Origin of the sequence: Pedococcus bigeumensis (assembly GCF_039531795.1) — a bacterium.
In the GTDB taxonomy this organism is placed as follows: Bacteria; Actinomycetota; Actinomycetes; order Actinomycetales; family Dermatophilaceae; genus Pedococcus; species Pedococcus bigeumensis.
Genome location: NZ_BAAAQS010000001.1, coordinates 362,053 through 376,756, shown reverse-complemented (window position 1 = coordinate 376,756; position 14,704 = coordinate 362,053). Strand labels below are relative to the sequence as shown.

The window sequence follows — 14,704 nt, the reverse complement described above, 5'->3', positions numbered from 1 at the left end:
CCTCTCCTACTTGCCCGAGCCGGACAGCGTGAGGGTCACGCTGAGCGTCTCGCTGCCACGTCGCACCTTCATCGACACGGTGTCGCCCACGCTCTTGGCGCGGATCGCCACCACCAGGTCGTCGGGGTCGGTCACGCGGCGACCGTCGAACTCGATGATCACGTCGCCGGGCTTGATCCCGGCCTTGCCGGCCGGGCCCTTCGGGTCCACCGGCGGGCCGCTGCTGTCGCTCTCCTTGGCCAGGATCCGCACCCCGTCGCCGGTGAACGCGCGGTCGAGCACCACCCCGATGACCGGGTGCTGGGCCGAACCGGTCTTGATGAGCTGTTCGGCGGTCTTGACCACCTGATCGCTGGGGATCGAGAAGCCGACGCCGATGTTGCCAGACTGGGTGTCGGTGGCCCCCGGGATGCGAGCGATCGCGGAGTTCACGCCGATCACCTGCCCGGCCATGTTGAGCAGCGGACCGCCGCTGTTGCCGGGGTTGATCGCGGCGTCCGTCTGGATCGCGTTGATGTACGACTGCTGGTTGCCGTCGCCGCCGGGGCTGACCGGTCGGTTGAGCGCACTGACGATCCCGCTGGTCACGGTGGACTCGAGGCCGAGCGGTGCGCCGACGGCGATCACCTGGTCGCCGACGACGACGTCCTTGGACGAACCCATCACGAGCGGCACGAGGTCGGTGCGGTCGGTCTTGAGGACGGCCAGGTCGTAGGAGCCGTCACGCCCGGCGATGGTCGCGTCGATCTCGGTGCCGTTGGACAGCTCCACCTTGATCGTCCCCCTGTTCGCGGCACTCGCGACGACGTGGTTGTTGGTGATGATGTGGCCGTCGCGGTCGAGCACGAAGCCCGACCCGGTGCCGCCCCCGTCGGCGCCGTCGACCTTGATGGTCACGACGCTCGGCAGCGCGTTGGCCGCGATGTTGGCGATCGACCCAGGCGGCCGGGCGGTCGAGCCCGCTCCGGCCGAGGGGATCGACGAGGGGGTGCGGTCGAGCCGGCCGAAGTCGACGCGTCCGGTCGCGCCCAGCCAGCCACCGAACACGCCACCCAGACCCGCCGCGACCAGGGCGGCGATGGCCGCCACGGCCACCAGCGCGCCCCAGCCGGGGCCCTTCTGCTGGGGAGCCGTGGCCTCGGGCGGGTGGTGACCGACCCACGGGGCCGACTGGCCGGCATAGCCGGCATCAGCGCTGGCACCGGTGATCGGGTCCCAGCCCTCGCTCGGGGTGCCGTGCGCGCCGGCGTGGGCCGGCCGGCCGGCTGCCTCGGCCTGGAGGCCGGGTGCGGCTGCGGCCGTGGTAGCCCCGACCGGGACCTGGCCGCCCGGCGCGTGGTCGTCGAACGGCCAACCCGTCGGCTCCGCGGCCCAGACCGGTCCGGTGGCGGGAGTCCCCGTCGTCGTCGGCGCACCGCCGACGGCCCCGGGGTCGGGTTGGCCCCGGAGCTCCTGGGTGTGGCTCAGGTCGACGGGCTGGGTGTGGTCACCCGTGCCACGGCCCGGCGGGGCCCAGGGGTCCCAGACGGGCTCGGTGACCGCAGCGGTAGTCGCGGCAGGCTCCGCGATCGGCGCGGTCGGAGCGGCGGCGGGCTCGGGCGCGGGCTCGCGCGCGGGCTCGGTGGTGGGCTCGGGACGGACGGCGGACGAGTCGAACCCGGGGTCGGCTGGCGTCGGCCGGTCCTGGCCCTCCGGGTGTCGCTCGTCGCTCATGGGGTCGATTGTGCCGAACGACCACGCACCGTGCCCACGGTGGGTGTGGCCGACGGACGTGACGATGCGCCGCCGAGGCCGGGCACCGTGAAAGCAGCCGTGGCGAAACCGGGGCTGACGGGCTTGGCCCGCTGCACCACCGGCGGCGCCGTGGGGTTGGTCGAGGTCAGGCCGCCACTCACCACGAGGCTCAGGGCCGCGGCGGCCGTGGCCCCGGCGGCGAGGCCCGCGTAGACGGTCGCGCGCCCGGCCGACCGGTGCAGCGCTGGTGCGCCGCGGTCGACGACCCGGACCGGGGCCGCCGGGATGGGCGGGAGCATCGGGGCCCGAGGCGTGCTCGAGCCCCCGGGGCTCGGGGACGGCGCCTGGGTGGCCAGGGCCAGCAGCATGCCGCGCAGGTCACCCGGGACCGGCGAGCCGGCCGAGGACCGCAGGGCCGACAGCACCCGTCGCTCCTCGTCCACGGCGGCGCGGCAGCACTGGCAGCCCACGACGTGGCGGTCCCACCGCAGCAGGGTCGCGTCGTCCATCGCCCGGTCGGCGTAGGAGGTCAGCTGGTCACCGAGGCACCGGCCGCGGGTGCTGAAGGAAGCACTCGCGACGCCGGTCCACCCGGGGCGGCTCACCGGGACCCCGGCACCGCCCGGCCGAGCACCGGGATCCGGCGCCTGGTGACGGGCGCGCGGTCGGCGTCCACAGCGGGACGGGCGAGCTTGGGGTCACGGTGCGCGAGGGCCTCTCGCAGCTGGGCGCGGCCGCGGTGGATCCGCGACCGCACGGTGCCGAGCTTGACCCCCAGGGTCGCGGCGATCTCCTCGTAGGACAGGCCCTCGATGTCGCACAGCACGACGGCCGCGCGGAAGTCGGGCGAGAGTTCGTCGAGTGCGCGCTGGACGTCGTCGTCGAAGTGGGTCGCCTCGAAGGCGGCCTCGGGGCCGGCCTCACGGGTGGGCAGCCGGGCGGCGGACTCGTCGGACAGCGCGTCGAACCGGATGCGCTGCTTGCGCCGCATCTTGTCGAGGAACACGTTGGTGGTGATGCGGTGCAGCCAGCCCTCGAAGGTGCCCGGCTGGTAGCTGTGCAGCGAGCGGAACACGCGGATGAACACGTCGTGGGTGAGGTCCTCGGCGTCGTGTGGGTTGCCGGTCAGGCGGTAGGCGAGGCGGTAGACGCGGGCCGAGTGCTGCTCGACGATCTCCTCCCAGGTCGGCGGGACCCACGCGGGTCCCTCCTGGGCGCCCCCCTGGACGTCCTGCCGGGCCGTACCGATCGTGTCGGTCGCGGACACGTCCCTCACCTCCGTCGAGCGCCTGGCGGCGCACACCTGTCATTCGGTCCAGACGACCGAGTGGCTTGCATCGTTCCCCAACAACCTGAGCGTTCCCTGTATGCCGCGGTGCCCGGTTCGAGGTGTTCGCGGCAGTAGGGTTTGGCGCATGAGCGCACAGAAGCCGGCCAGCTGGGCCTACGCCGAGGAGTTCGTCACCGAGAACGAGGTGATCGAGTCGGCGCGGCGCCGGGGCGAGGAGCTGGGGGCCACCCCGGTCGGCAACGGCGCCGGTGTCCTGCTGCGACTCCTCGCGGCCGCGGTCAAGGCCAAGTCGGTCGTCGAGGTCGGCACCGGCGCGGGCACGTCCGGGCTCTGGATGTTGCAGGGCATGCCGGAGGACGGCATCCTCACCACGATCGACGTCGAGGCCGAGCACCAGGGTGTGGCCAAGAAGGCGTATGCCGAGGCCGGCATCGCCCATCAGCGCACCCGGGTCATCACCGGCCGGGCGCTCGACGTGCTCCCCCGCATGACCGACGGCGCCTACGACATGGTGGTCATCGACGGCGACAAGGTCGAGTACCCGGAGTACGTCAGCCACGGCATCCGCCTGCTGCGGTCCGGTGGCGTGCTCGTGCTCGACAACATGCTCTGGCACGACAAGGTGGCCGACCCGGCCGCGCGTGACGAGCAGACCTCGGTGCTGCGTGACCTGGGCAAGGCGCTGCGCGACGACGAGCGCCTGATCCCCGCGTTGCTGCCGGTGGGCGACGGCGTGCTCGCAGCCGTCAAGCGCTGACGCGACCCGCTCGTCCGCGCCGGCTCCGGGCTTTCGGGCTCCGGACTCCGGACTTCCGGGACCGGTCAGGCGGTGCCGGGCCCGGGACCGCGACGGAAGCGACCGGGGCCTTCGGCGATGGCGACGACCTCGAACGGCTCGATGAGGGTCGGCGACGAGCCGATGATGCTGCTGCCCGCGGACTCCGCCGCCGTGGCCGAGAACTCGCGCTGGAAGTCGTCGCGGTAGACCTTCTCGTCGAAGACGTAAGTGCCCTCGAACCACTGCCCCTCGACCATCCGCCACGTCTTGAAGGCGAGCCCGTCGAGGAACATGAACTTGGCCATCGATGTCCCGACGACGTAGTCGCGCAGCTCCTGGGCCACCCCATCGGGTGCGGCCTCCAGCGACCAACGCACACTCAGTCCGTATCCGGCGTTCATGACATCTCCTCCAGCCAGGTGAGCAGCAGGCGGGCACCGAAGCCCGTCCCGCCCTTGGTGAGGAGTCCGCGGTCGACGTCCGAACGACCCACCCCGGCGATGTCGAGGTGTGCCCAGCGTCGCGCGCCCACGAACTCGCGCAGGAACAATGCTGCCGAGATCGACCCGCCACCGCCTCCGATGCCCGCGATGTGGTTGATGTCGGCGACGTCGCTGTCGAGGCTGGCCCGGTAGTCCTCCACCAGCGGCATCGGCCAGAGCAGCTCGCCGGTCGCCTCCCCGGCCGCCACGAGGGCGCGCCCGAGGGAGTCGTCGGTCGCGTAGACCGGGGCCATCGACCGGCCGAGGGCCACCCTGGCGGCGCCGGTGAGCGTGGCGATGTCGAGGAGCACGGTGGGGTCGAGGTGCAGGTCGGCGTAGGCGAGGGCGTCGGCCATGACGATGCGGCCCTCCGCGTCGGTGTTGCCGATCTCCACGGTCCGGCCGCCGTACTGGGTGACGACGTCCCCGGGCCGGTAGGCCGCGCCGCCGACGCCGTTCTCGGCCAGGGCGAGCAGCCCGGTCACCCGCACCGGCACGGCGAGCTCACGGCAGGCGGTCAGCACCGCGAGCACGATGCCCGCACCACTCATGTCGGTCTTCATCGCGAGCATGCCGTCGGCCGGCTTGATGTCGAGGCCACCGGTGTCGAAGGTGATGCCCTTGCCGACGAGCACGACCCGCGGAGTGCGGACGGTGGCCCCGTCAGGGGCGTAGTCGAGCTGCACGAGACGCGGTGGGGTCGCGGAGGCGGCGCCGACGGCGAGCAGCCCGCCGAAGCCCTCTGCCTTCAGCTCACGCTCGGTCCACACCCGCACGTCGAGCCCGGTGCGACCCGCCAGGGTCCTGGCCTGGGCCGCGACCCAGGCGGGGTTCTTGGTGTTGGAGGGCACCACGGCGAGGTTGCGGGCGAGCATGGTCGCGCGGGCCCGCACCACGGAGTGCCGCACGGACGGCTCGTCGTAGGACCCGACCAGGGCGAGCTGCGCGGCGGGGACGGACGCCGGCGCGGCGTCGTCCCGGACCCACCGGGGGCTGGAGTAGCCACCCAGCGCCAGTCCCTCGGCGAAGGCCGACTGGACGGCCCTGGACGCGCCACCGCCGACCGTCGTCACCAGCGCAGCACGGTCCTTGCCCGCGCGGCCGAGCGCGGCGCCGGCCGCACGCAGGTCGGCAGCGGTGGCTCCAGCCACGCCCACGAGCAGCACCTTGCGCGCCGCACGCTCACCGGGCGGGAGCGGGACCGTGGTGACCGAGCCGGCCTCGGACTTCGGCTCGTGGGTGGCCGACACCTCTGCGGCGTCGAGCCCGACGAGCGCCAGGGCCTTGGCGGTCGCGCCCGCCGGGGGCAGCCCCCCGGTCGGCACGGGGAGCGCCAGCAGGAGGTCGGCAGGGTCGAGGTCGGCCAGGACGTCGGCCAGGGGCTCCGCCGTGATGGTCCAGTCGCTGGCTGCGGGGTCGAGCAGTTCGGGTGCACGCACGGGCTCGACCCTACCCACCCGTGGTGGAGCCACGGCATACCCCGACCACCCCTGCACGCGCGAGGACCCCCGTCGGCGGGTGCCGATGGGGGTCCTCGAAACGTGCGGTGGGGACTACTTGAGGCCCTCGCAGTTGGTGATCGCGTCCCCCAGGGCGCGGACCTCGTCAGGAGTCATCTCGACCACGAGTCGACCGCCACCCTCGAGCGGCATGCGCAGGACGATGCCGCGACCCTCCTTGGTCACCTCGAGCGGGCCGTCGCCGGTCCTCGGCTTCATTGCCGCCATGAGTGTCCTTCCGTTTGGCGTGGTCTGCTGTTGGCCACGCGGATCCACGCCAGTGCCTGTGATCAGTCCCGCGCGCGCCAGATTTGCTCCATTATCTCGTGAACCACCTCACAGGCGAAATCCGGGTCCGGCGACGGTCCGGCAGGATGGCGGCATGACCGACACGACCGGCCAGCCGGCCTCCCCCGTCCTCGTCGAGCGCGACGGCGCGGTGGCCACGGTCCGCCTCAACCGACCCGACGCGATGAACTCCTTGGACACCCCCACCAAGGATGCGCTGGTCAGAGCCCTGACGGACGTCGCGGAGGACCCTTCGGTGCGCTGTGTCGTCCTGACCGGCAGCGGTCGCGCCTTCTGCGTCGGGCAGGACCTGCGCGAGCACATCACCCTCCTCCAGGACGACGACCCCTCGCTCTGGGAGACCGTGGCCCGGCACTACAACCCCGTGGTCGAGCTGCTCGCGACGATGAACAAGCCGGTCGTCGCCGCGGTCAACGGGGTGGCCGCCGGTGCCGGTGCGGGGTTCGCCCTGGCGGCCGACTTCCGCGTGATGGTCGACGGCGCCGGCTTCAACCTTGCGTTCGCCGGGATCGCCCTGTCGTGCGACTCCGGCACGTCCTGGTCGCTGCAGCGGATCGTTGGCCCCGCCAAGGCCAAGGAGCTCCTCCTCCTCCCGCGCACGGTCCCCGCCGCGGAGTGCCTGTCGCTGGGACTGGTCACGACCGTCGTCGCCCCGGACGAGCTCGAGACCGCGGTGGGCGAGCTGGCCGCCACCCTGGCCGCCGGCCCCACCCTCGCCTACGGCTCGATCCGGCGTGCCGTCGCCTTCAGCGCCGGCCACTCCCTGACCGAGTCACTGGCCAACGAGGGCGACTCCATGACACTGACCGGCGCGACCTCCGACCACCGGGCCGCGGTGGCCGCGTTCCTCGCCAAGGAGAAGCCGGTCTTCACCGGCGAGTGAGCCGCCCTCACGGCGGGGCGGAGGCCCAGGGGGTGTAGGTGAGCAGCGTGCAGGTGAACCAGAAGAGGCCCACGAGGAGCGCCAGCGCGACGACACCGACCCGGCGGCGCCAGTGCGCCACGACCTTGGCGCCCGTGGAGGTCCGCATCGCCACCGAGGCCACCACGGCTGCGAGCGGGAAGTCGAGCAGCAGGAAGCGCCACATGCTCGTGATCGGGCGCACCACCGCGAGCAGGTACAGCGGGTAGGCCAGCGCCCAGACCCGCAGCTCGACCGCCAGCCAGCGTCCGTGCCGACCGAGGATGAGCGCGATGTAGGTCGCGACGAGCCCCACCAGGATGGCCACCCCGACGAGGCCGTGCGCGTCCCACGCCCACGCCAGCCAGAGCACGAACGGGCCCGACTCGGGCTTCTGGCCCCACGCGGCCTGCACGTCGAAGAACGCCCTGGGCAGGCCGCTGGTGATGCCGACCACGACCGGCCACGCGATGGACGAGATGCCCGTCGCGACCAGCATGAGCGCCGCGGTCACCCGCTGGCCGCCCAGCGGAGTCACGCCGACCGCCCGGTCGTCGCGCCACCGGAGCACGAGGTGGGCGATGGCCGCGCAGGCGATGCCCGGCGCCGCCGCCCGGGTGAAGCCCAGGGCGAGCACCAGCACCACGACCCAGGCGTACCGCCGCTGCATCAGCAGGAGCAGGGACCCTGCGATGAGCACGCCGGCCAGCGCCTCGGTGTAGGGCATCACGAGGATGCCCGTCGCCGGGTAGAGGCACCAGAGCGCCCCAGTCACCAAGGCGAGGCGTTCCCGGGCCGGCTGGGGTGAGGCGTGCAGCGCGAAGTTGAAGCAGCGCCAGACCAGGAGCGTGCAGACGGCACCCAGCACGAGGTTGAGTCCGACGCCGGCCACCTCGAACGAGAGGCCGGTGAGCATCAGCACGCGCACCAGCATGGGGAAGGCGGGGTAGAACGCCCACGCGCTGTAGGTCAGCAGCCCGGTGTCGGGGTCCGCCGGCAAGGGGACGGGGTAGCCCTGCGTCGCGACCCGCCGGTACCAGATGCTGTCCCAGTTGCCGAGGATGTCGGCCACCGTCGGGTCGAGGTGGCCGACCCCCGCAGGCGTCTGGAACCACGTCGCGGCCACCCACATGGCGACCAGCGCGATGACCCGGGTCACGGCATACACGAGGAGCAGGAAGACGACGGGGCGTCGCAGCGCCCACCGGCCCACTGCGCTGCGCCCCTGGGAGGTCACCACGGCGCGCAGCCCGGTGACGGTCACGGCGGGTAGTCCGAGGGCGGGACGTAGACGAGCAGCTTCCAGATCCACAGGGCCTGTCCGACGACGCCGAGCGCGACGAGGACGCTGACCTTCACCCACAGCCACCGGGCCCGCCGCTCGACCCACGCCCCACCGAGGATCACGGCGATCAGCGGGAAGAGCGGGATGGCGTAGCGGAAGATGCTCGTGAAGGGGTCGAGGACGACGGCGAGGTAGGCCGGGTAGGCCAGGCACCAGGCGCGCAGCTCGGTGCCCAGCCGGGTCGCCCACGGTCCGCAGGTCAGCACGACGATGGTCGTGCCGAGGGCGGCCAGCGCGACGGGGCCGTAGACGTCGCCGCCCTCGAAGTCGCGGAAGGTCCACTGGGACATGCCCAGCCAGGGCTTGAACGGGGTGATGACGTTGCCGACCCGCCAGGCCGCCATCGTCTCGGTGTAGGCACTGCGCACCCCGGTCACCTGCCAGGCGATCAGCGGCCACGCCACGGCACCGAGGGCCGAGGCGGCGAGGGCGAACGCGCCTGCGGCGTACTCGCCGGGTGCCATCGGGTCGACCGCGCGACGGCGCCACCGCAGGACGAGCACGAGCGCGACGACGACCGCGACGGGGACGGCGATCGGTCGGGTCACGCCCAGCACGAGGGCCAGGACCCCCGTCATGACCCAGTTGCGGCGCACCAGCGCCCAGAGCAGGGCACAGAGCACGAGCATGGCGATCGCCTCGGTGTAGGCGATCTGCAGCGAGACCGCCGCCGGGAAGGCCCCCCACACCGCGACCGTCGCGAGCGCGACCCGGGGACCGACCCGCTCGGCCAGGAGCCGACCCATGATCAGGGCGGCGCCCAACCCGCACAGGAGCGAGGTGGTCGACGCGACGACCGGGAAGCCCAGCCCCGTCAGCGACATCAGCAGCCGGGCCAGCAGGGGGTACAGCGGGTAGAACGCCCAGGCGTTCTGCGAGACCCGGCCGTTGCCGGGGTCCACGGGCAGCACGTGCGGGTAGCCGTGCTGGGCGATGGAGCGGTACCAGCTGCCGTCCCAGAGCACGGTCATGTCGAGGGGCTCGACCGTCGGGCCGGTCCAGTCGGGCATGACGACCTGGTCGCGGCTGGCCAGCACGAGCAGCACGGCGGACACGGCCCGCAGTGCGAGGTAGACCAGCGCCACCCTCACAGCGAGGGTGCGCATCATCGGGCTCCGCCCGCCCGGTGGCAGCCCGCCAGGTGGTCGTCCACGAGCCCACAGGCCTGCATCGCCGCATACATCGTCGTGGGGCCGACGAAGACGAAGCCGGCCTTCTTCAGGGCCTTGGCCAGCGCGGCCGACTCCGCCGAGGTGGCCCGGAAGTCGGCCGTCGTCTGCGGCGGGACGTGGTGCGCGGGCGCGTGCGACCAGACGAGCTCGTCGAGCCCGCCCGCCTCGCGCAGGGCGAGCACCGCCGCGGCGTTCCTGATCGCGGCGTCGATCTTGAGCCGGTTGCGGACGATGCCGGTGTCGGCCATCAGCCGGGCCCGGTCCTCGTCGTCGAAGCGCGCCACCACCTCGGGGTCGAACCCCGCGAAGGCCGCCCGGAAGCCCTCGCGCTTGCGCAGGATGGTGATCCACGCCAGGCCCGACTGGAAGGCCTCGAGGGTCAGCCGCTCGTAGAGCGCCCGCTCACCGTGGACGGGCACGCCCCACTCGGTGTCGTGGTAGGCGAGGTAGTCGGGCGTGGAGCCCGCCCAGGCGCACCGCGGGACTCCGTCCTCGCCGACGACGAGCCCATTCACCGCCCGCCCTCCGGACCCGCGGACCGCGCCCGCTGCTCGGCGCGCGCGATCATCGCGTCGACCGCGCGCCCGTAGAGCCACTCGCTGGCACGGGTCAGCAGTGGCCCGAACAGCCGCTTGAACGGCAGCGGCCGCACCACGACGCCCTCCTGCCAGTCCAGCCGGGTGCCGGTGCCCTCGGGCTCGACCCGCACCTCGGCCCAGCCGCCCAGCAGCCGCCCCGTCTTCACGATGCGGAAGGTGCCGCGCCCGTCGTCACCCGGAGGCGCCCACGCGGACACGAGCATCGAGTCGGAGAACCCGACCGGCCCCAGCCCGCTGAACCCCGCGAAACCCCAGCCCAGCCGGGGCTCCCCGGTGTCGAGCCGCATGCGGGTCAACGGCATCCAGTCACCGTAGGCCGCGAAGTCGGTCACGACGTCCCACACCGTCGCGGGGGGCGCGGCGCTCAGGCGGGTGAGGTGGAAGTCGGCCATGGGGTCAGCGGTGCTGGTCCCCGGCCCCGAGGTGCTGGTCCCCGGCCCCGAGGTGCTGGTCCTCGGCCTCGACGTGCTGGTCCCCGGCCTCGAGCTCGGCGATCCTGGCCTGGAGCCGGTCGAGCACGGCGTCGACCTGGTCCATTCGGTAGCCACGCAGGGCGGTGTCGAAGCGGACCGCCGCGACCTCGCCGGCACCGAGCTCCTCGGACAGCACGGGGTCGGCCTGGGTCGTGGTGGCCTCGGACAGGGGGTCGTAGCCGACCCGCCCCACCACGAGGGCGGCGAAGCCCCCGATGAGGAGCACGCCGATGGCGATGAAGAAGACCCAGATCACGGGCCGATCGTCGCACGAGTTGCCGACGACGACCTAGTCAGCCCGCCGTACCGAGGTCGCGGACGTCGTCGTCACCGCGGCTGATCGCGCTGCGGGTCAGCATCTCGACGAACTGGGGGACGTCCTCGGGGGCGAGCCGCAGGGTGGCCCGGCACACGGTGTCCTGCCAGATCGACAGGACCACCCGTCCGGACTCGGGGTGACCCGAGATGCGCAGGGTGCGACCAGTGACGTCCCGACCGACGATGACGTCACCATGACGCGGCAGCGGCGAGATGGTCACGGACCCATCATCCGCTGAGCCGGGCAGTTCCGTCCATCCCCCGATCGCCCGTGGGCCTGCGGCAGGGCGACGTCACCGGCTCGGGCACACGACCCCGGGGTGGGCCTACTCGGGGCGCTTCGGCGCGACCCGGTCGTCGGCCTCGGTCACCAGCCGGACCGCCTCGTCCACGTCGTCGGTGAGGTGCAGCAGCTCGATGTCCTTCGCGTTGATCGTGCCGGCCTCGAGCACGGTGCCCCGCAGCCAGTCGAAGAGCCCACCCCAGTACTCGGTGCCCATCAGCACGATCGGGAACGAGGTGACCTTCTGCGTCTGCACGAGCGTGACCGCCTCGAACAGCTCGTCGAGGGTGCCGAACCCACCGGGCAGGACGATGAACCCCTGGGCGTACTTCACGAACATCGTCTTGCGGGCGAAGAAGTAGCGGAAGTTCACACCGAGGTTCACGTGGTCGTTGAGCCCCTGCTCGAACGGCAGCTCGATGCCGAGCCCGACCGACGCACCCCCGGCGCCGAGGGCTCCCTTGTTGGCCGCCTCCATGGCGCCGGGCCCCCCACCGGTGATGACGGCATACCCGTGCTCCACGAGGCGACGCCCCACCTGGGTGGCCATCTCGTAGAACGGGGTGCCGGGCTTGGTGCGCGCCGACCCGAAGACGCTCACTGCGGGGCCGAGCTCCGCGAGGGCGCCGAAGCCCTCCACGAACTCGCTCTGGATCCGCATGACGCGCCACGGGTCGGTGTGCAGCCAGTCACTGGGCCCCCGGCTGTCGAGCAGCCGTTGGTCGGTCGTCGACGCCGGGACGCGCGATCCCCGCAGCGTCACGGGTCCGGTGTGGTAGTCGTACTCGCGCTCTGTCGCGCCTGCGGTCTGCGTGTCCTGGGTCTGCGTCTCGTCGGTCACGGGGCCAACCTACGCGAGCCGCACGGCCCGCCGGCGCGGACCACGGTCGCTAGGGTCGAGGACGTGGACACCACCTTGCAGGACACCACCGTCCGACGACTGCGTGACATCGCCATCGACCGGCAGCGCACCGGCCGCGTGCCGGGTCTGGCCGCGGCGGTCGTGCGCCACGGGGCCCCGGTGTGGTCCGACGGGGTCGGGACCGTCGACGTGACCGCACCCCGCGTGCCCGGTCCCGACGACCAGTTCCTCGTCGCGTCCAACACCAAGACCTTCACGGCCGTGCTGGTGATGGCGCTGCGTGACGAGGGCCGGCTCGACCTCGACGACACCCTCGACCAGCACCTGCCCGAGGTGCGGCACCGGGTGACGGTGCGACAGGCCCTCTCCCACGCGACCGGCCTCGCCCGCGAACCGCTGGGCGACGTCTGGGAGACCCTGGTCCAGCCCGACGCGGCCACCCTGGTGAGCGACTTCAGCTCGATCGAGCGCGTCGGCCGGCCACACGAGCACTGGCACTACTCCAACGTCGTGTATGCCGTGCTGGGACAGCTCGTGGAGCGCCTCGACGGGCGCCCGTGGGAGGAGTCGCTGCGCGCCCGGATCCTCGAGCCACTCGGCATGACGCGGACCACCGTCGGCTTCGACGACGGCCCGCGCGCGACCGGCTACCACGTGCAGCCGTTCCACGACGTGCCCCGCGTCGAGCCGGTGGTCGACCTGCGGGCGATGGGACCGTGCGGCGCCCTGGCCAGCACCGTCACCGACCTGGCGAAGTGGTCGGGCTTCGTGGCCGACCCCGACGCGGCCATCCTTTCGCCCGACACCCTCGAGGAGATGTGCCAACCGCAGCTCATGGTCGACCCCGAGGGCTGGGGCGGTGCGATGGGACTGGGCTTCTTCCTGATGCGCTCGCCCGGCCAGCGGACGTGGGTCGGGCACACCGGCGGCATGCCCGGCCAGGTGACCGGGGTGTTCACCCACCGCGAGAGTGGCACTGGCGGGATCGTGCTGATGAACAGCTCCTCCGCCCCCGACCCGGCGGCGTTCGCGATCGCCCTGGGCGAGCACGTCCTCGAGCACGACCCGGCCGAGGCCGAGCCGTGGCGACCCGGCACGTCGGTGCCCGACGACCTGGTGCCCCTGCTGGGCCGGTGGTTCTCCGAGGGGTCCGGCTACACCTTCTCGGTGCGCGAGGGGCGGCTCGAGGCACGCGCTGACGCGGCGCCGGCCGACCGGGCACCGTCCGTGTTCGAGCGGCTCGACGACACGACGTTCCGCACGGTGTCGGGCCGCGAGCGCGGCGAGAAGCTGCGGGTCACCTACGCCCCCGACGGCACCGTGGTGAAGCTCAACTGGGCGACCTACCTCGTCAGCCGGGCGCCCCTTGGCTTCGGCGAGCCACTGGAGGGCTGAGCCTGCTCGACCGGACCGCCGACGCGGCGAGCGGTCAGGCCAGCCACCGCAGCAGCGCGGCCTCGGCCGACTGGAGCTGTCCCACCGGCACGCGCTCGTCGTCGTGGTGGGCCAGGTTGGGGTCGCCGGGTCCGAAGTTGACCGCCGCGATGCCCATCTCGGAGAACCGCGCCACGTCGGTCCACCCCTCCTTGGCGATGACGGGCACGGCGAGCGCGTCGACGAAGGCCTTCGCGGCCGGGAGGTCGAGTCCGGGTCGGGCACCGGGTGCGTTGTCCAGGCAGACCACGTCGTAGCCCTCGAACAGGTCCTGCACGTGGACCAGGGCCTCGTCGGCGGACTTGTCGGGGGCGTAGCGGTAGTTGACCGTGATGACGCACTCGTCGGGGATGACGTTGCCGGCGATGCCGCCGCGGATGCCGGTGGCGTTCATGGCCTCGTGGTAGTCGAGCCCGTCGACGGTCACGGTCGACGTCTCGTAGGCGGTCAACCGGGTCAGCACCGCGGTGGCGTCGTGGATGGCGTTGCGGCCGTTCCACGGGCGCGCCGAGTGGGCGGCGATGCCCTTGACCGTCACGTCGACCCGCAGGGTGCCCTTGCAGCCACCCTCGACCTGGCTGGCCGTCGGCTCAAGGAGCACCGCGAAGTCGGCGTCCTCGATCAGCTCGGGGCGCTGCTGCTGCACGTGCAGCAGACCGTTGTGCTGGCTGTCGATCTCCTCGCCCTCGTAGAACACGAAGGTGAGGTCGCGGCTCGGCTCGGCCACCAGCGCCGCCTTCAGCTGGACCGCCACACCACCCTTCATGTCGACGGTGCCGCGGCCCACGAGGTCGTCGCCGTCGCGCCGGGTGGGGAGGTTGGCAGGCTCCTTGGTGAGCGGGACCGTGTCGATGTGACCGGCGAGGACGACGCGCTCGTCGCGGCCGAGCTCGGTGCGGGCGACCAGGGTGTTGCCGATCCGCGTCACGGCCAGGTGGTCGAGAGGGGCCAGGGCCGCCTCGATGGCGTCGCACACAGCGGCCTCGTCGAGGCTCACCGACTCGATGTCGCACAGGGCAGCGGTGAGCGTGACGATGTCGGCGGACAGGTCGAGGGCGGGAGTCGCCCGAGCCTCGGAGGTCGCGGAGGTCGCGGACGTCGCGGAGGTCGCGGAGGTCGCGGAGCTCGTGGGACTGGTGGGGCTGGTGGAGGTCGCCATGCTCGCCACCATATCCGCCGGGCCGAGTGCCGCCGACCCGGCCCGGGACCGGCTCGAGGCCGGCT

General features: G+C 72.8%; 17 protein-coding genes. 3 read left to right on the top strand and 14 right to left on the bottom strand.

Annotated features, from left to right (window positions below):
• Positions 1-6: 6 nt before the first annotated feature.
• Genes ABD262_RS01880 through sigE form a run of 3 tightly spaced genes read right to left on the bottom strand, consistent with a single transcriptional unit; the run spans position 7 to position 2,983 of the window.
• Positions 7-1,713 carry a S1C family serine protease gene (locus ABD262_RS01880; RefSeq protein WP_344130281.1) on the bottom strand — a complete coding sequence of 569 codons (1,707 nt, stop codon included), beginning with the start codon at positions 1,711-1,713 and terminating at the stop codon, positions 7-9.
• Positions 1,710-2,339: an anti-sigma factor gene (locus ABD262_RS01875; protein WP_344130278.1), complete on the bottom strand. Its 630-nt coding sequence runs from the start codon at positions 2,337-2,339 to the stop codon at positions 1,710-1,712. The genes ABD262_RS01880 and ABD262_RS01875 overlap by 4 nt, the downstream gene beginning before the upstream one ends.
• Positions 2,336-2,983: an RNA polymerase sigma factor SigE gene (sigE, locus tag ABD262_RS01870; protein WP_344134492.1), complete on the bottom strand. Its 648-nt coding sequence runs from the start codon at positions 2,981-2,983 to the stop codon at positions 2,336-2,338. Before sigE ends, ABD262_RS01875 begins: the two co-directional genes overlap by 4 nt.
• Before the next feature lie 166 nt (positions 2,984-3,149).
• Here sigE and ABD262_RS01865 point away from each other — a divergent pair, with 166 nt between their 5' ends.
• Positions 3,150-3,782, top strand: coding sequence for an O-methyltransferase (locus ABD262_RS01865; protein ID WP_344130275.1), 633 nt, complete (start codon positions 3,150-3,152; stop codon positions 3,780-3,782).
• 65 nt (positions 3,783-3,847) lie between these two features.
• On the opposite strand, the gene ABD262_RS01860 is transcribed toward ABD262_RS01865, so the two are convergent.
• The 3 genes from ABD262_RS01860 to ABD262_RS01850 all read right to left on the bottom strand — a co-directional run bounded on the left by ABD262_RS01860 (position 3,848) and on the right by ABD262_RS01850 (position 6,012).
• Positions 3,848-4,204 carry a hypothetical protein gene (locus ABD262_RS01860; RefSeq protein ID WP_344130272.1) on the bottom strand — a complete coding sequence of 119 codons (357 nt, stop codon included), beginning with the start codon at positions 4,202-4,204 and terminating at the stop codon, positions 3,848-3,850.
• Complete coding sequence (locus tag ABD262_RS01855; RefSeq protein ID WP_344130270.1) at positions 4,201-5,724, bottom strand: leucyl aminopeptidase family protein; 1,524 nt, start codon at positions 5,722-5,724, stop codon at positions 4,201-4,203. The genes ABD262_RS01860 and ABD262_RS01855 overlap by 4 nt, the downstream gene beginning before the upstream one ends.
• 114 nt (positions 5,725-5,838) lie before the next feature.
• Positions 5,839-6,012 (bottom strand): DUF3117 domain-containing protein, encoded by a 174-nt coding sequence (locus ABD262_RS01850; protein ID WP_082592686.1) that lies wholly within the window; start codon positions 6,010-6,012, stop codon positions 5,839-5,841.
• Positions 6,013-6,166: 154 nt separating this feature from the next.
• Here ABD262_RS01850 and ABD262_RS01845 point away from each other — a divergent pair, with 154 nt between their 5' ends.
• The gene (locus tag ABD262_RS01845) at positions 6,167-6,976 is read left to right on the top strand and encodes an enoyl-CoA hydratase/isomerase family protein (RefSeq protein ID WP_344130263.1); all 810 of its coding nucleotides are present in this window, start codon (positions 6,167-6,169) and stop codon (positions 6,974-6,976) included.
• A 7-nt stretch (positions 6,977-6,983) separates the two neighbouring features.
• On the opposite strand, the gene ABD262_RS01840 is transcribed toward ABD262_RS01845, so the two are convergent.
• The 7 genes from ABD262_RS01840 to ABD262_RS01810 form a co-directional block, all read right to left on the bottom strand.
• Complete coding sequence (locus tag ABD262_RS01840) at positions 6,984-8,258, bottom strand: hypothetical protein (protein ID WP_344130260.1); 1,275 nt, start codon at positions 8,256-8,258, stop codon at positions 6,984-6,986.
• Positions 8,255-9,445 (bottom strand): hypothetical protein, encoded by a 1,191-nt coding sequence (locus ABD262_RS01835; protein ID WP_344130257.1) that lies wholly within the window; start codon positions 9,443-9,445, stop codon positions 8,255-8,257. The genes ABD262_RS01840 and ABD262_RS01835 overlap by 4 nt, the downstream gene beginning before the upstream one ends.
• A complete protein-coding gene (locus tag ABD262_RS01830; RefSeq protein WP_344130254.1) occupies positions 9,445-10,026 on the bottom strand; it encodes a DNA-3-methyladenine glycosylase I in 582 nt (193 codons plus the stop codon). Before ABD262_RS01830 ends, ABD262_RS01835 begins: the two co-directional genes overlap by 1 nt.
• Entirely contained in the window at positions 10,023-10,502 is a 480-nt protein-coding gene (locus tag ABD262_RS01825; RefSeq protein ID WP_344130250.1) for an SRPBCC family protein, read from the bottom strand. Before ABD262_RS01825 ends, ABD262_RS01830 begins: the two co-directional genes overlap by 4 nt.
• Before the next feature lie 4 nt (positions 10,503-10,506).
• Entirely contained in the window at positions 10,507-10,839 is a 333-nt protein-coding gene (locus tag ABD262_RS01820) for a DivIVA domain-containing protein (protein ID WP_344130248.1), read from the bottom strand.
• A 37-nt stretch (positions 10,840-10,876) separates the two neighbouring features.
• Entirely contained in the window at positions 10,877-11,122 is a 246-nt protein-coding gene (locus ABD262_RS01815) for a hypothetical protein (protein WP_344130245.1), read from the bottom strand.
• A 105-nt stretch (positions 11,123-11,227) separates the two neighbouring features.
• Positions 11,228-12,025 (bottom strand): LOG family protein, encoded by a 798-nt coding sequence (locus ABD262_RS01810; protein ID WP_425564789.1) that lies wholly within the window; start codon positions 12,023-12,025, stop codon positions 11,228-11,230.
• A gap of 63 nt (positions 12,026-12,088) precedes the next feature.
• Here ABD262_RS01810 and ABD262_RS01805 point away from each other — a divergent pair, with 63 nt between their 5' ends.
• The gene (locus ABD262_RS01805; protein WP_344130242.1) at positions 12,089-13,441 is read left to right on the top strand and encodes a serine hydrolase domain-containing protein; all 1,353 of its coding nucleotides are present in this window, start codon (positions 12,089-12,091) and stop codon (positions 13,439-13,441) included.
• A gap of 34 nt (positions 13,442-13,475) precedes the next feature.
• Here the strand turns inward: ABD262_RS01805 and dapE are convergent, their stop codons facing one another.
• The gene (gene dapE, locus ABD262_RS01800) at positions 13,476-14,639 is read right to left on the bottom strand and encodes a succinyl-diaminopimelate desuccinylase (RefSeq protein ID WP_344130239.1); all 1,164 of its coding nucleotides are present in this window, start codon (positions 14,637-14,639) and stop codon (positions 13,476-13,478) included.
• Positions 14,640-14,704: the final 65 nt, after the last annotated feature.

What these genes read in the sequence shown, in the direction of transcription:
- ABD262_RS01835 (WP_344130257.1), bottom strand. Translation starts at nt 9,445, where the DNA reads ATGCGCACCCTCGCTGTGAGGGTGGCGCTGGTCTACCTCGCACTGCGG.
- ABD262_RS01845 (WP_344130263.1), top strand. Translation starts at nt 6,167, where the DNA reads ATGACCGACACGACCGGCCAGCCGGCCTCCCCCGTCCTCGTCGAGCGC.
- ABD262_RS01860 (WP_344130272.1), bottom strand. Translation starts at nt 4,204, where the DNA reads ATGAACGCCGGATACGGACTGAGTGTGCGTTGGTCGCTGGAGGCCGCA.
- ABD262_RS01865 (WP_344130275.1), top strand. Translation starts at nt 3,150, where the DNA reads ATGAGCGCACAGAAGCCGGCCAGCTGGGCCTACGCCGAGGAGTTCGTC.
- ABD262_RS01880 (WP_344130281.1), bottom strand. Translation starts at nt 1,713, where the DNA reads ATGAGCGACGAGCGACACCCGGAGGGCCAGGACCGGCCGACGCCAGCC.
- ABD262_RS01850 (WP_082592686.1), bottom strand. Translation starts at nt 6,012, where the DNA reads ATGGCGGCAATGAAGCCGAGGACCGGCGACGGCCCGCTCGAGGTGACC.
- dapE (WP_344130239.1), bottom strand. Translation starts at nt 14,639, where the DNA reads ATGGCGACCTCCACCAGCCCCACCAGTCCCACGAGCTCCGCGACCTCC.
- ABD262_RS01825 (WP_344130250.1), bottom strand. Translation starts at nt 10,502, where the DNA reads ATGGCCGACTTCCACCTCACCCGCCTGAGCGCCGCGCCCCCCGCGACG.